This is a genomic window from Corallococcus praedator (assembly GCF_003612125.1).
Classification (GTDB): Bacteria; Myxococcota; Myxococcia; order Myxococcales; family Myxococcaceae; genus Corallococcus; species Corallococcus praedator.
Window position 1 is genome coordinate 25,626 of sequence record NZ_RAWI01000038.1, and the last position, 14,359, is coordinate 39,984.

Annotated in this window: 5 protein-coding genes; 4 read left to right on the top strand and 1 reads right to left on the bottom strand. The window is 68.4% G+C overall.

The window, feature by feature from the left end; translation table 11 throughout:
- The first annotated feature begins 185 nt into the window (after positions 1–185).
- The 4 genes from dnaE to D7Y13_RS07635 all read left to right on the top strand — a co-directional run bounded on the left by dnaE (position 186) and on the right by D7Y13_RS07635 (position 11,812).
- The gene (dnaE, locus tag D7Y13_RS07620; protein WP_120583435.1) at positions 186–3,731 is read left to right on the top strand and encodes a DNA polymerase III subunit alpha; all 3,546 of its coding nucleotides are present in this window, start codon (positions 186–188) and stop codon (positions 3,729–3,731) included.
- A 21-nt stretch (positions 3,732–3,752) separates the two neighbouring features.
- Positions 3,753–4,556: an SDR family oxidoreductase gene (locus D7Y13_RS07625; protein ID WP_120532657.1), complete on the top strand. Its 804-nt coding sequence runs from the start codon at positions 3,753–3,755 to the stop codon at positions 4,554–4,556.
- 127 nt (positions 4,557–4,683) lie between these two features.
- Entirely contained in the window at positions 4,684–9,633 is a 4,950-nt protein-coding gene (locus tag D7Y13_RS07630) for a lamin tail domain-containing protein (RefSeq protein WP_120583436.1), read from the top strand.
- A 226-nt stretch (positions 9,634–9,859) separates the two neighbouring features.
- Positions 9,860–11,812, top strand: a complete 1,953-nt coding sequence (locus D7Y13_RS07635; protein WP_120532655.1) for a M3 family metallopeptidase — start codon at positions 9,860–9,862, stop codon at positions 11,810–11,812.
- A 60-nt stretch (positions 11,813–11,872) separates the two neighbouring features.
- Here D7Y13_RS07635 and D7Y13_RS07640 read toward each other — a convergent pair.
- On the bottom strand, positions 11,873–14,359 hold a 2,487-nt coding region (locus tag D7Y13_RS07640; RefSeq protein WP_147452428.1), incomplete at its 5' end, for a glycogen/starch/alpha-glucan phosphorylase.

Consider the following 14,359-nt stretch of genomic DNA (forward strand, 5'->3'; position numbering starts at 1 on the left):
CCGAATGCCCACGCCCGGACGGCGAGGAAGCTTCGATTCCGCTCCGGGTGTTTTCCCGGCCGGCCATCCGCTCCCCTGGACGTGGGAGGTCCTTCGAAAACCGCTGGCCCTGTCACTGGACTGGCGAGCAGGGGATGCGGGCTCTAGTGTTCAGGCGCCTTCTTCACTCCGGGAACCTGACGCTCATGTCCTTTACCCACCTTCACCTCCACACCCTCTATTCGCTGCTCGATGGGGCGATCCGGATGAAGGACCTCATCAAGACGGTGAAGGAGAAGGGCATGTCGAGCGTGGCCGTCACGGACCACGGCAACATGTTCGGCACCATCGACTTCTACAAGAAGGCGAAGGACGCGGGCATCAAGCCCATCCTGGGCCTGGAGGCCTACGTCGCGGGCCCCAAGGGGCGCGAGGACCGTTCAGAGAAGGTGGCCCACCACCTCATCCTCCTGGCCAAGAACGAGGAGGGCTACGCGAACCTGCGCTACCTGTCCTCCACCGCGTACATGAACGGGTTCTACTACCACCCGCGCATCGACAAGGAGGTGCTCGCCAAGCACAGCAAGGGCCTCTTCGGGCTCACCGCGTGCCTGGGGGGTGAAGTGACGAGCGCGTGCTTCCGCGGCGACATGGACCACGCCCGCCGCGCCGCCACCGAGTACAAGAACATCTTCGAGCCCGGGCAGTTCTTCCTGGAGATCCAATCCAACGGGATGCCCGAGCAGGACAAGGCGAACGAGAACCTCAAGCAGCTCTCGCGCGACATCGACGTCCCGCTCGTCGCCACCGCGGACGCGCACTACATCAAGCGCGAGGACGCCCGGGCGCATGAGCTGCTCATGTGCATCGCCAGCGGCAAGACGCTCGCGGACAGCAAGCGCCTGCGCCACTCCACCGACAAGCTCTACGTGACGAGCCCCACGGAGATGCTGGAGTTCTTCAAGGACACGCCCGAGGCCGTCCACAACACCCAGCGCATCGCCGAGCAGTGCAATGTGGAATTGAAGCTGGGCAAGCCCATGCTCCCCACGTTCAAGGTGCCCGACAGCCACACCCCGGACTCCTTCATGGCGGAGCTGGCCTACGAGGGCCTGCGCCAGCGCTTCGATGAGCTCAAGCACCAGTACCCCATCGACCACCAGCAGTACAAAGACCGCCTCACCCTGGAGCTGGGCGTCATCCAGCGCATGGGCTTCAGCGGCTACTTCCTCATCGTCCAGGACTTCATCAACTGGGCGAAGAATCAGAACATCCCGGTGGGCCCGGGCCGAGGCTCCGGCGCAGGGTCGCTCGTGGCCTACGCGCTGCGCATCACCGACCTGGATCCCATCCCGTACAACCTCCTCTTCGAGCGCTTCCTCAACCCGGAGCGCGTGTCGATGCCGGACTTCGATATCGACTTCTGCCAGGACCGGCGCGACGAGGTCATCAAGTACGTGGGCCGCAAGTACGGCGAGATGAACGTGGGGCAGATCATCACGTTCGGTTCGCTCAAGGCCAAGAGCGTGCTGCGCGACGTGTGCCGCGTCTTCGGCCTGCCCTTCAGCGAAGGCGACCGCATCGCGAAGCTCGTGCCCGAAGTGCTCAACATCTCCCTGAAGGAGGCCATCGAAATGGAGCCTCGCCTCAAGGAGATGATTGAAAAGCCCACCAACATCGGTGAGGTGGAGGGCAACCCCGTCACCACCAAGGACGTGCTGGAGATTGCCCTCGCGCTGGAGGGCCTGCACCGCCAGCCGGGCATGCACGCCGCGGGCGTCGTCATCGCCGACAAGCCGCTGTGGGAGTTCGTGCCGGTGTACTCGCCCCCGGGCGAGAAGATCCTCATCACCCAGTTCGCCAAGGACGAGGTGGAGGCCGCGGGCCTGGTGAAGTTCGACTTCCTGGGCCTGAAGACGCTCACCGTCATCCAGCACGCGCTGGACCTGGTGAACCGCAACCACGGCAAGGACATCAAGCGGCACGAGATCCCGCTCACCGATGACAGCATGTGGGCGCTGATGGCCAAGGGCGACACGGCCGGCGTCTTCCAGATGGAGTCCAGCGGCTTCACCGAAATGGTGATGAAGCTCAAGCCGTCCTGCTTCGAAGACGTCATCGCCGCGGGCGCGCTCTACCGCCCGGGTCCGCTGGACGCCGGCATGGTGGACGTCTTCATCAACCGCAAGCACGGCCGGGAGAAGGTGTCGTATCCGCACCCGAACCTGGAGCCCGTCCTCAAGGACACCTACGGCGTCATCGTGTACCAGGAGCAGGTGATGCAGATTTCGCAGGTCCTGGGTGGCTACACCCTGGGCCGCGCGGACCTGCTTCGCCGCGCCATGGGCAAGAAGAAGGCCGAGGTCATGCAAGCCGAGCGCGCCGGCTTCATGGAGGGCTGCAAGACCAACAACGTGGACCTGAAGGTCGCGGGCGAAATCTTCGACCTGATGGAGAAGTTCGCCGAGTACGGCTTCAACAAGAGCCACTCCGCGGCGTACGGCCTGGTCACCATCCACACGGCGTGGCTCAAGGCCCACTACCCGTGCGAATTCATGGCCGCCCTTCTCACCAGCGAGAAGGACAACACCGACAAGGTGGTGAAGCACATCGGCGAGGCCCGCGAGTCGGGCACGCAGGTGCTGCCGCCGGACGTGAACCAGTCCGACCTCGCGTTCGGCGCGGTGGAGGGGAAGATCCGCTTCGGGCTGGGCGCCATCAAGGGCGTGGGCGAGGGCGCCATCGAGTCCATCCTGGAGGCGCGCAAGGAAGGCCCCTTCAAGAGCCTCTTCGACTTCTGCGAGCGCGTGGACGGCCGCCGCGTCAACCGCAAGGTGCTCGAAGCGCTGGTGAAGGCAGGCGCCTTCGACTTCGAGAAGCGCCCCCGCGCGCAGCTCTTTGAAACCATCGAGCGCGCGATGAACCGCGGCTCCGCCAGCCAGAAGGACCGCGCCGCCGGCCAGAGCTCGCTGTTCGGGATGCTCTCCGGCCCGGCCACCGCTGGCACCGGCCTCAAGGACGACTACGCGGCGGTGGAGGAGTGGCCGGAGAAGGAGCGCCTGGCCTTCGAGAAGGAGTCCATCGGCTTCTACGTGTCCGGCCACCCGCTGTACCAGTACGAGAAGGAACTGAAGCGCTACGCGCGGCCCATCACCGCGGTGCAGCGCGCGCGCCGCGACGAGAAGCTCACCGTGGCGGGCATCATCACCGTGCTGCGCGAGCGCCCCACCAAGACGGGCAAGCGCATGGCGTGGGTGACCATTGAAGACCTGTCCGGCTCCACGGAGCTGGTGTGCTTCCCGGGCAAGGACGGCACGCGCAACGTGATGGGCAAGGACGGCAAGTGGTCCAAGCAGGGCCCCAAGCCGGGCTACGAGCAGTGGGAGCACCTGCTCAAGTCGGATGACCCCATCCTGGTGACAGGCACCGTCCAGATCTCCCAGCGCGACGAGAACACGCCCACCGCCGAACTCATCGTCGACGACATCCAGAGCCTCAAGTCCGTGCGCGAGAAGCGCACCAAGCGGCTGGAATTGCGCCTGCCCGCGGACATCGTCACCGAGGAGCGGCTGGCGAAGCTCAACGAGCTGGCGAAGAAGTACGCCGGCGCGACGCCGGTCGCCGTGAGCGTCCTGTTCCCGGGGGAGGCAGAGGCGCACATCTCCGGCACCACGCTCAGGGTGCAGGTGAATGATGACTTGCTGCTCGCGGTGGACCGGCTCTTCGGGCAGAAGGTCGTGGAGTTCGGCTGATTTGAAAGAAGGAGCGACTCCATGGCGGATGGCGTGTTCAAGGACGGGCTGCTCAAGGGCAAGACGGCCTTCATCTCCGGTGGCAGCAGTGGCATCAACCTGGGCATCGCCACCGCGTTCGTGAAAGCGGGCGCCAAGGTGGCCATCAATGGCCGCAACGTGGAGAAGCTGGAGGGCGCGGTGAAGGGCCTCCAGGCCCACGGCACCGCCATGGGCGTGGCCGCCGACGTGCGCGACTACGCGTCCGTGGAGAAGGCCCTCCAGCAGGTGAAGGACGCGTACGGCGAAATCGACGTGCTGGTGTGCGGCGCCGCCGGCAACTTCCCCGCGCCCGCGCTGGGCATGTCCTCCAACGGCTTCAAGGCGGTGATGGACATTGACGTGCTGGGCACGTTCAACGTGTCGCGCGCCGCCTTTGAACACCTGCGCAAGCCGGGCGCGTCCGTCATCACCATCTCCGCGCCCCAGGCGTACCTGCCCATGGCCATGCAGGCCCACGTGTGCGCCGCCAAGGCCGGCGTGGACATGCTCACCCGCGTGCTCGCCATCGAGTGGGGCGGCGCGGGCGTGCGCGTCAATGCCATCACCCCCGGCCCCATCGAAGGGACCGAAGGCATGAGCCGACTCGCGCCTTCCGAGGATTCACGGCAAAAGCTCGCGGAGGCCCTGCCGCTGCAGCGCTTCGGCACCCCGGAGGACATCTCCCGGCTGGCCCTCTTCCTGTCCTCGGACGCGGCCTCCTTCATCACCGGGGCCATCATGGTGTGCGACGGTGGCCAGTCCCTGCTGGGCGGCGCCGCGCTCCTCCAGGCGATGAACGGCTGATCATTCAGTTGAGCTGCAATGTTCCGGCCCTGCTTTCGTGGGGTCGGGGGAGGTCTGCTAGAAAGCAGTGCAACCCCGCGCAGGCAGTCGCTGCCGCGCGGGGGCGCCCCGCTGGACGGAGACCTCCATGTCCCCACGTTTTGAACTGCTCGCCCGCTGTCTGGGTTTGAGCGTGCTGTGTCTAGGCCTGTCGCTGGGCTGTAGCGATTCTGGAACGCCTCCGACGCCTCCGCCCCCGGTGGAGGGCGTGATTGACGCGGCGGCCTCCACGGTGGCGGTGGACCGGCCCACGGGGGTGCTCGCGAACGGCCAGGACGCGGCCTCCGTCACGGTGACGGTGGTGCGCAAGGACGGCTCGCGGATGTCCGGGCGGGCGGTGACGGTGACGGTGGCGGGGGAGGGTGGCTCCGTCGTGGCCCAGCCGGAGCCGACGGGGCTCAACGGCGAAACCGTCGCGAAGGTGACGTCGACGGCGACGGGCGTGAAGACGGTGACGGCGTCGGTGAAGGACGTGGACGGAAAGGCGGTGGCGCTCACCGCCGTCGCCACGGTGGCGTTCATCGACCCCACGGCCACGCGGCTCGCGTTCAAGCAGTCCATCCCGGATGGCGTGGCGGGCGTCGCGTTGGGCGGCCTGGAGGTGGTCCTCCAGGATGCCAACGGGCAGCCCATCCTGGACGGCACGGCGGAGGTGACGTTGTCGCTGGGCTCCGGGGGCGTCGTCTTCCCGGAGGGCCTGCTGACGGTGACGGCGGTGAACGGCGTGGCGACGTTCCCGGACGTGGTGCTGAAGCGGGCGGGCGCCAACTACCACTTCATCGCGAGCGCCCCCGGCTTCGAGCCGGCCGCGAGCACCTTCTTCAAGGTGGTCCCCAACGTCCCGGCGGCCCTGGCCTACAACACGCTGCTGGAGTCCGTGGTGGCGGGCGTGGCGCAGGACCTCCAGGTGACGGTGCAGGACGCGTACTTCAACACGGTGACGGACTACACGGGCACGGTGACGCTGACGTCCACGGACTCCGCCGCGACCCTTCCCGCGGCCCATGCGTACACGGCGGCGGACCAGGGGCAGCACACGTTCGCGGGCATCACCTTCCGGACCGCCGGAAGCCAGCGGTTGATGATTGACGACGGCACGAGCGCCATCGCGTTCACCCTGCCGGTGGACGTGGTCGCCGGGCCGCCCGCGCTCCTCGTCTTCACGGAGCAGCCCACGCGCGTGTCGACGCGTGAATCCCTGGGCACCGTGCGGGTTCAGCTGAAGGACGCCTTCGGCAACGTGGCCAGGGTGGGCGCGCCGACGGTGAAGCTGTCGCTGCCGCAGGCGGGTTTCACGCTGTCGGGCACGTTGGAGGCGGAGCCGGTGGAGGGCGTCGCGACGTTCACGACGCTGAGCGTGGCGGGCCATGGCACCACGCACCTGGTCGCCTTCGCGGACGGGTTGCCGGATGCGAGCAGCGCCGACATCAATGTGGTGGACGATGTGCCGCCCGCGAAGCCGGTGCTGACGCAGACGGCGGCGACGGAGACGGGCCTCACGGTGCAGTGGACGGGCGTGGGCGACGACGGCACCGAGGGGGCGCTGACGTCGCAGGAGCTGCGCTACGCCACGGCCCCCATCACCACGGACGCGGACTTCGCGGCGGGCACGTTGGTGGCCATTGGCAGCCCGGTGCCTCCGGGCTCGGTGCAGTCCGCGACGCTGACGGGGCTCGCGGCGGGCGCCACGTACCACGTGGCACTGAAGGCGACGGACAACCAGGGCAACTCCACGCGGTCCGACAGCCTGGCGGTGTCCACGGCGGATCCGCAGGTGACGCAGCTGGCGTTCGCGCAGCAGCCGGCGGACGGCACGGCGGGCACGGCGCTCGCGGAAGTGCGCGTGGCGCTGCAGGACGCGCGCGGGGATGTCGTCCCCACGGCGACCACCGCGGTGACGCTGACGCTGGTGGGGCAGCCCTCCTTCGCGGCGGTGACGGTGGAGGCGGTCAACGGCGTGGCCACCTTCCAGGGCCTGCGCGTGGACACGGCGGACACGTTCAAGTTCATCGCCACGGCGGGGTCGCTCAGCCAGACGAGCAATGCCTTCACCGTGCGCGCGGGAGCGGCGGCGGAATTGGTGTTGTCGAACTTCAACGACCCGATTGACGCAGGCAGCGCGGTCGAGTTCAGCGTGGCGCTGACGGACGCGTTCGGCAACCTGGTGCGGGACTACACCGGCACGGTGCACTTCACGTCCACGGATGCGCAGGCGGTGCTGCCCCCGGATGCGACCTTCACGGCGGCGGACCAGGGCCAGAAGCTCTTCACGGGCCTGGTGTTCAAGACGGCGGGGACGCAGTCGCTCACCGCCACGGACACCGCCACGCCGGCCCTCACCGCCACGGTGGACGCCGACGTGCGCTCCACGTCGGCCGTGTCCTTCCAGGTCATCGCGGAGGCCGGCCCGTTCGTCGCGGGCAGCTCGCTGAGCTACGAGCTGGTGGCGCGGGACACCTACGGCAACGTCGCGAAGGACTACGCCTCCACGGTGACGTTCACGTCCTCGGACGGCCAGGCGGTGCTGCCCGGCGCCTACACGTTCACGCTGGTGGACGAGGGTCGGCACACGTTCAGCGTGGAGCTGTTCACCGCTGGAGCTCAGGAGGTCGTCGCGCAGGACGTGGTGGATGGCGCGCTGAAGGGCTCGCACACCTATTCCATCGTGCCGGCGGCCATCGACACGCTGGTGTTCATCTCCGCGCCCACCATGGGTTCGGTGCGGCAGGCGCTGGCGGACGTGCAGGTGGCGCTGCGGGACGCGTATGGCAACGACGTCAATGACATCCCGACGGACGTGACGCTGGCGCTCGCGGGTGGCAGCTTCTCCCAGGCCAACCCCACGAGCACCACCGTGGATGGCGTAGCGACCTTCGCGGGCCTCATCGTGAACGACGAGGGCACGTATCAATTCGAGGCCGACGCGGACGCCCTGGCGGTCTCTACGTCCGCGGACCTGATCATCACCGACGCGGTGGCTCCGGCCATCGCGCAGGGCTTCGCGGCGACCGCGCCGTCCGCCTCCAGCATCCGCCTGGACTGGGCGGCCCCGGGCGACGACGGCGACCTGGGCACGGCGACGCGCTACGAGCTGCGCTACGCCACGGCGGCCATCACCGACGCGACGTTCGACGCGGCCACGGAGGCGACGGGCGTGTCCTCGCCCCAGTCTCCGGGCACGGCGGAGTCCTTCACCGTCACCGGCCTGGATGCGGCGACGACGTACTTCTTCGCGCTGAAGACGTTCGACGGGGCGGGCAATGGCAGCGCGCTCGCCACCGCGAGCATCGGCACCACCAACCCGTGCGACGGCTATGTGTGCACGCCGCCGTCTCCGGCCTGCGCGGAGGACGGCACGTCGCTGGAGGTCTACACGTCGGTGTGCGTGGTGGTGTCGGGCACGCCGACCTGCCAGGACGGCGAAATGGAGCTCCAGGCCTGCCCCGGCGCGGATGCCGTCTGTCACGCGGCGGCATGCGCCACGGCGCCTCATCCGGGCGCGGGCGAGCTGGCCCTGTCGGAGGTGATGCACTCGCCGTCCGCCGGGACGACCGAATACATGGAGCTGACCAACACCAGCACGAAGCTGCTCAACCTGGACGGCATGACGGTGACCCACGTGGACGGCGTGGGCACGAGCACGTCCATCACGGTGAATCATGGCCACGGGCTGCTGGTCGACCCCGGCGCCCGGGTGGTGCTCGCCCAGAACGGGAACCCGACGACGAACGGGGGCGTGTTCGTGAACCACGCGTACGGCATCCCCTCCTTGAGCCTGGACAACACCGGCTCCATCACCTTCAAGCAGGGCCCGACGACGGTCACGAGCCTGAGCTACACGAACGCCTTCCCGCAGACGACCGGCCGAGCGATGAGCCTCGCGTCCAGCATCGTGGGCACGGAGGGCAGTGCCCGGCCCTGGTACTGGTGTGATTCATCCGGAAGCCTGGAGGGCGGTGACCGGGGCACGCCGGGTCAGGCCAACGACGACTGCGGGCTGAACGTCGAGAAGCCGCTGAACTACTGCGCCATCCAGTACCCGAAGACGTTCCCGTCCGGCACCGACTACCCGGCGAGCATCGCCCCCAACGTCGCCTACGACATCTTCAGCCAGTTCTACAGCTTCGACGTCACCACCCGGAACCAGAATGGCAACGACTTCTACCCGCGCATCGAGGCGCAACTGGGTTACGGCACGGACGCGACCAACCCCGCGGGCTGGACCTGGACGTCCGCGACCCCCAACGCGGGCTACGCGCCGTCGAGCTCCAACAACGACGAGATGAAGGCGTCGCTGAGCATCCCCACGGCTGGGACGTACAGCTACGGCTTCCGCTACCGGTTCACGGACGCGGGCGCGCCGTGGGTGTACTGCGATCAGAGCGGTATCGCCGTGCCGCCGGCTGGCAACTATGGCTCGGTGACGGTGGCGCCCGTGGTGAAGCCGCCGCTGACGAACCACGTGGTCATCAGCGAGTTCAGCGGGGGCAATGGCTCAGGGACGGCCGCGACGGACGAGTTCATCGAGCTCTACAACCCGACGAACGCGGACGTGGACCTGTCCAACTGGCAGGTCAGCTACAAGTCGGCCACGGGGACCCTTTGGAGCGCCACCGTCACCATTCCGGCCGGGAAGGTCATTCGCGCCCACGGATACTTCCTCCTGGCTGGGGCGAACTACAGCGGCGGTAGCGTGGCCGCCGCGGATGTCCCGTACACCTTCGACACCTCCGCCTCCACGACGGCTGGCGGCCACATCCGCGTCCAGCGCCTCGTGAGCGGGACGTACGTGGACGTGGACAAGCTGGGGTACGGCACCGGGAATTCCCCCGAAGGCACCGCGGCCCCCAGCCATCCGGCGGTGGGTGGCAGCCTGGAGCGCAAGGCCGTGTCCACGTCCTCCTCCACCACGATGGGCGTGGGCGGTACGGACGCCGCGCGCGGCAACGGGCAGGACACGGACAACAACTCCGTGGACTTCGTGACCCGCGCGATACGGCAGCCGCAGAGCTCCGCGAGCCCGCTCGAGTTCTACTGAAGCCTCCGCCTTGACCTCGTCGTCCCAGGAGGCCGCCTCCGGCACCACGCCGGGGCGGCCTCCGCCGTTTCAATGTCTCCGAGTCCCGCCCGACTGTCCGGTCCCCGAAGGAGCAGGGCAGGGGAGGGCCACCCGCGCCCGACAAAGGGGCCGCCGCCCTCACACGGATGCTGCCCGGGCGTGCGGGGCGCATTAGCTTTGGGACCTCTTCAGAGGAGCCCTGCCCGTGTCCGAGCCCCTGGTCCCCGATGCCGCCCGCCATGTCACCTGCCCGCCGGAGGACTTCCGCCGCGCGAGCGAGGAAGCCCTGACCCGCGCTCGCGCCGGCATCGCGCGCCTCAAGTCCCTGCCCGCGAAGACGCCTCCGCGCGAGGTGCTGGAGCTGTACGACGAGTCCTCCGCCACGCTCGACGACGCCTCCGCGCGCGCCAGCGTCGTGCGCCACACCCACCCGGAAGCGGCCCTGCGCGAAGCGGCGGAGGCCGCCGAGCAGTCCATCGAGAACCTCTCCAACGAGATCCGCATGGACCGGGGCGTCTACGACGTCCTCTCCGCCGTGGACCTGTCCGGACAGGACGCGGCCACGCGCAAGTGGATGGAGAAGGTGCTGCGCGACTTCCGCCGCGCTGGCGTGGACCGCGACGAGGCCACCCGCGAGAAGGTGAAGGCGCTCCAGGAAGAGCTCATCCGCATTGGCCAGGAGTTCAGCCGCAACATCAGCCAGGACACCCGCACGGTGTCGCTGCCCCCGTCCGCGCTGGACGGCTTGCCGGAGGACTACGCGCGCGCGCACGCTCCGGGCCCGGACGGCCAGGTGCGCATCTCCACCGACTACCCGGACCTCGTGCCCTTCCTCACCTACGCGCGCGACGGCAAGGCCCGCGAGCAGCTCTGGCGCGCCAACCGCCAGCGCGGCCATCCCGCCAACGTGGACGTGCTGGGCCGGCTGGTCGCCCGCCGCCATGAGCTGGCCACGCTGCTGGGCTATCCGCACTGGGCCGCCTACGCCACCGAGGACAAGATGGTGCGCACCGCGGACGCCGCGCGGGACTTCATCCAGAAGATCTCCACCGCCTCGGAAAGCCGCATGAAGAGCGACTACCAGGTGCTGCTGGAGCGCAAGAAGAAGGACGACCCGAAGGCCACCCAGGTGGAGCCCTGGGACTCCGGCTACCTGGATGACCGCGTGAAGGCGGAGCAGTACGCCTTCGACTCGCAGACGGTGCGCCCCTACTTCGAATACACGCGCGTGAAGCAGGGCGTCCTGGACCTCACCGCGCGCCTCTTCGGCGTCACCTACCGCCCGGTGAAGGACGTGCCGGTGTGGCACCCGGACGTGGAAGTGTTCGACGTCTACGAAGGCGCCACGCTCAAGGGCCGCTTCTTCCTGGACATGCATCCGCGCGCGGACAAGTACAAGCACGCGGCCCAGTTCACGCTGACCAGTGGCAAGTCCGGACACCGCCTGCCGGAAGGCGCGCTCATCTGCAACTTCCCCAAGCCTGGCGCGGAGCCCGCGCTGATGCAGCACGGCGACGTGGAGACGTTCTTCCACGAGTTCGGCCACCTGCTGCACCACATCTTCGGCGGCCACACGCACTGGGCCGGCCTGTCCGGCGTGCGCACCGAATGGGACTTCGTGGAGGCCCCGTCGCAGATGCTGGAGGAGTGGGCGCGCGACGTGACGTGCCTGCAGACCTTCGCGAAGCACTACCAGACCGGTGAGGCGCTGCCCGCGGAGCTGGTGGAGCGCATGTTGCGCGCGGACGAGTTCGGCAAGGGGCTCTTCGTGCGCCAGCAGATGTTCTACGCGGCGCTCAGCCTGGAGCTCTACCGGCGCGACCCGAAGGGCCTGGACGCCACCGCGCTCGTGCGCGAACTGCAGGGCCAGTACATCCCCTTCCCGTACCTGGAGGGGACGTACTTCCACCTCACCTTCGGGCACCTGGATGGGTACTCGTCCAACTACTACACGTACATGTGGTCGCTCGTCATCGCGAAGGACCTCTTCACGGTGTTCCAGAAGCAGGGCCTGCTCAACCCCGCCCCCGCGCAGGCGTACCGGCGCGCGGTGCTGGAGCCGGGCGGCTCCGATGACGCCGCGCGCCTGGTGAATCACTTCCTGGGCCGCGACTACGACTTCCGCGCCTACGAGGCCTGGCTCAACAAGGCCGCGTAGCCGCGGGCTGCATGGGGCGGGCGGCCAGGAGAGGCCGCCCGCGCCCGGTGCTTCAGGGCGTCACTCCACCCGCGTCTGCTTCACGTTCCAGATCTCCTCCGCGTACTGCTTGATGGTGCGGTCGGAGGAGAAGATGCCCGCGCGGGCCACGTTGATGATGCACTTCTTCGACCAGCTCTCCGGGTCCTGGTACGCGCGCACGACCTCTTCCTGCTTGGAGCTGTACGCGGCGAAGTCCGCCAGCACGAGGTAGCGGTCCTCGTCCAGCAGGCTGTCCACCAGCGGCTGGAAGAGGTTGCGGTCCTCGGGGGAGAAGAAGCCGGAGCGGATGAGGTCCAACGCCTCGCGCAGCTCCGTGTTGGACTCGTACACCTCGCGCGGCCGGTAGCCGGCCTTCTTGCGCGCGATGACCTCGTCCGCGGTGAGGCCGAAGAGGAAGAAGTTCTCGTCGCCCACCGCCTCGCGGATCTCCACGTTGGCGCCGTCCAGCGTGCCCAGCGTCAGCGCGCCGTTCAGCATCAGCTTCATGTTGCCCGTGCCGGAGGCCTCCCAGCCCGCCGTCGAAATCTGCTCGGACACGTCCGCCGCCGGGATGATGCGCTCCGCGAGGCTCACCCGGTAGTTGGGCACGAACACCACCTGCAACCCCGTGGTCCCCGCGTCGCTGTTGACCACCTCCGCGATGCCGTTGATGAGCCGGATGGTCAGCTTCGCCAGGTGGTAGCCCGGGGCCGCCTTCGCGCCGAAGAGGAACGCGCGCGGGTGCACGACGCTGGCCGGCTCCCGGCGCGCCTTCATCCACAGCGCCACGATGTGGATGGCGTCCAAGAGCTGCCGCTTGTACTCGTGCAGGCGCTTGATCTGCACGTCGAAGATGGCGTCCGGGTTGAGCTGCACCCAACGCAGGTCACGCACGTGGTTGGCCAGGTCCACCTTGTTCGCGCGCTTCACCTCGCGGAACGCCTTGCGGAACTCCGGGTCCTCCGCGTGCGCCTCCAGCTTCGTCAGCTGGTCCAGGTCCGTGGCCCACCCCTCACCGATGCGGCTGGTGATGAGCTTGGACAGGCGCGGGTTGCACCACGCCAGCCACCGGCGGGGCGTCACGCCGTTGGTCTTGTTGTTGAAGCGCTCCGGATACATCGTCGCGAAGTCCGGCAGCACGTCGCGGCGAAGCAGGTCCGTGTGCAGCGCGGCGACGCCGTTGATGCTGTGGCTGCCCACGACGGCCAGGTGGGCCATGCGGATCTTCTTCTCCGGGCCCTCCTCCACCAGGCTCATCCGCTGCTGCTTCTCCACGTCGAACGGGTAGCGGATCTGCACCTGGCGCATGAAGCGCTGGTTGATCTCGAAGATGATCTCCAGGTGGCGCGGCAGCAGGCGCTCGAACAGCGACACCGGCCAGCGCTCCATCGCCTCCGCGAGCAGCGTGTGGTTGGTGTAGCCGAACGTCTCCTGGGTGATGGACCACGCCTCGTCCCAGAGCAGCTGCTTCTCATCCACCAGCACGCGCATCAGCTCCGCCACGCCGATGGCCGGGTGCGTGTCGTTGAGCTGGATGGCGACCTTGCGGGAGAAGTCGCGGAAGTCGCTGTGGTTCTTCAGGTAGCGCCGGACGATGTCCGCGATGGAGCACGCCACGAAGAAGTACTGCTGCTTCAGGCGCAGCTCCTTGCCGGCCTGGAACGCGTCGTTGGGGTAGAGGACCTTGGAGATGACCTCCGAGTCGTTCTTCTCCACCACCGACCGCTCGTAGTCGCCCGCGTTGAACAGCAGCAGGTCGAACTCGGCGCTCGCGCGCGCCTGCCACAGCCGCAGCGTGTTGACCGTGTTGTTGCCGTAGCCCGCGATCGGCGTGTCGTACGGCACGCCAATGACGGTCTTTCCGCCCACCCAGCGCGCCACCGGCCGGCCATCCGGGCCCTGGTGGTGCTCCACGCGGCCGAAGAAGCGCACCGGCACGGCCTTCTCCGGCCGGACGATCTCCCACGGGTTGCCGAACTTCAGCCACTCGTCCGCGCGCTCCACCTGGTGTCCCTCCACCAGGTCCTGGGAGAAGATGCCGAACTCGTAGCGGATGCCGTAGCCCATGCCCGGGTAGCCGAGCGTCGCCAGCGAATCCAGGAAGCACGCCGCCAGCCGTCCCAGGCCGCCGTTGCCCAGGCCCGCGTCCGGCTCCATCTCCAGGAGCTGCGTCAGGTCCACGCCGACCTCCTGCATGGCGGAGGCGGCGGCCTCGTACATGTTGAGGTTGAGCAGGTTGTTGCCCAGCGCGCGGCCCAGCAGGTACTCGGCGGACAGGTAGTAGGCGCGCTTGACGTCCTGCTCGTAGTAGGTGCGCGCCGTCTTCACCCAGCGGTCGGTGAGGCGGTCGCGCACGGCCAGCGACAGGGCCATGAAGCGGTCATGCGGGGTGGCCGTCTCCGGGTTCTTGCCGCGCGAATAACGCACGTGTTCGAAGAAGCCGCGACGGACGCTGGCCGCGTCGAGTCCGGTGCGGCCGCTGTCTTCGGGCGTACCCGAGGTGGAGGGCGGGGGCGGTGCGGCTGT

Coding starts and splice junctions, on each gene's coding strand:
- dnaE (WP_120583435.1), top strand. CDS start 186: ATGTCCTTTACCCACCTTCACCTCCACACCCTCTATTCGCTGCTCGAT.
- D7Y13_RS07625 (WP_120532657.1), top strand. CDS start 3,753: ATGGCGGATGGCGTGTTCAAGGACGGGCTGCTCAAGGGCAAGACGGCC.
- D7Y13_RS07630 (WP_120583436.1), top strand. CDS start 4,684: ATGTCCCCACGTTTTGAACTGCTCGCCCGCTGTCTGGGTTTGAGCGTG.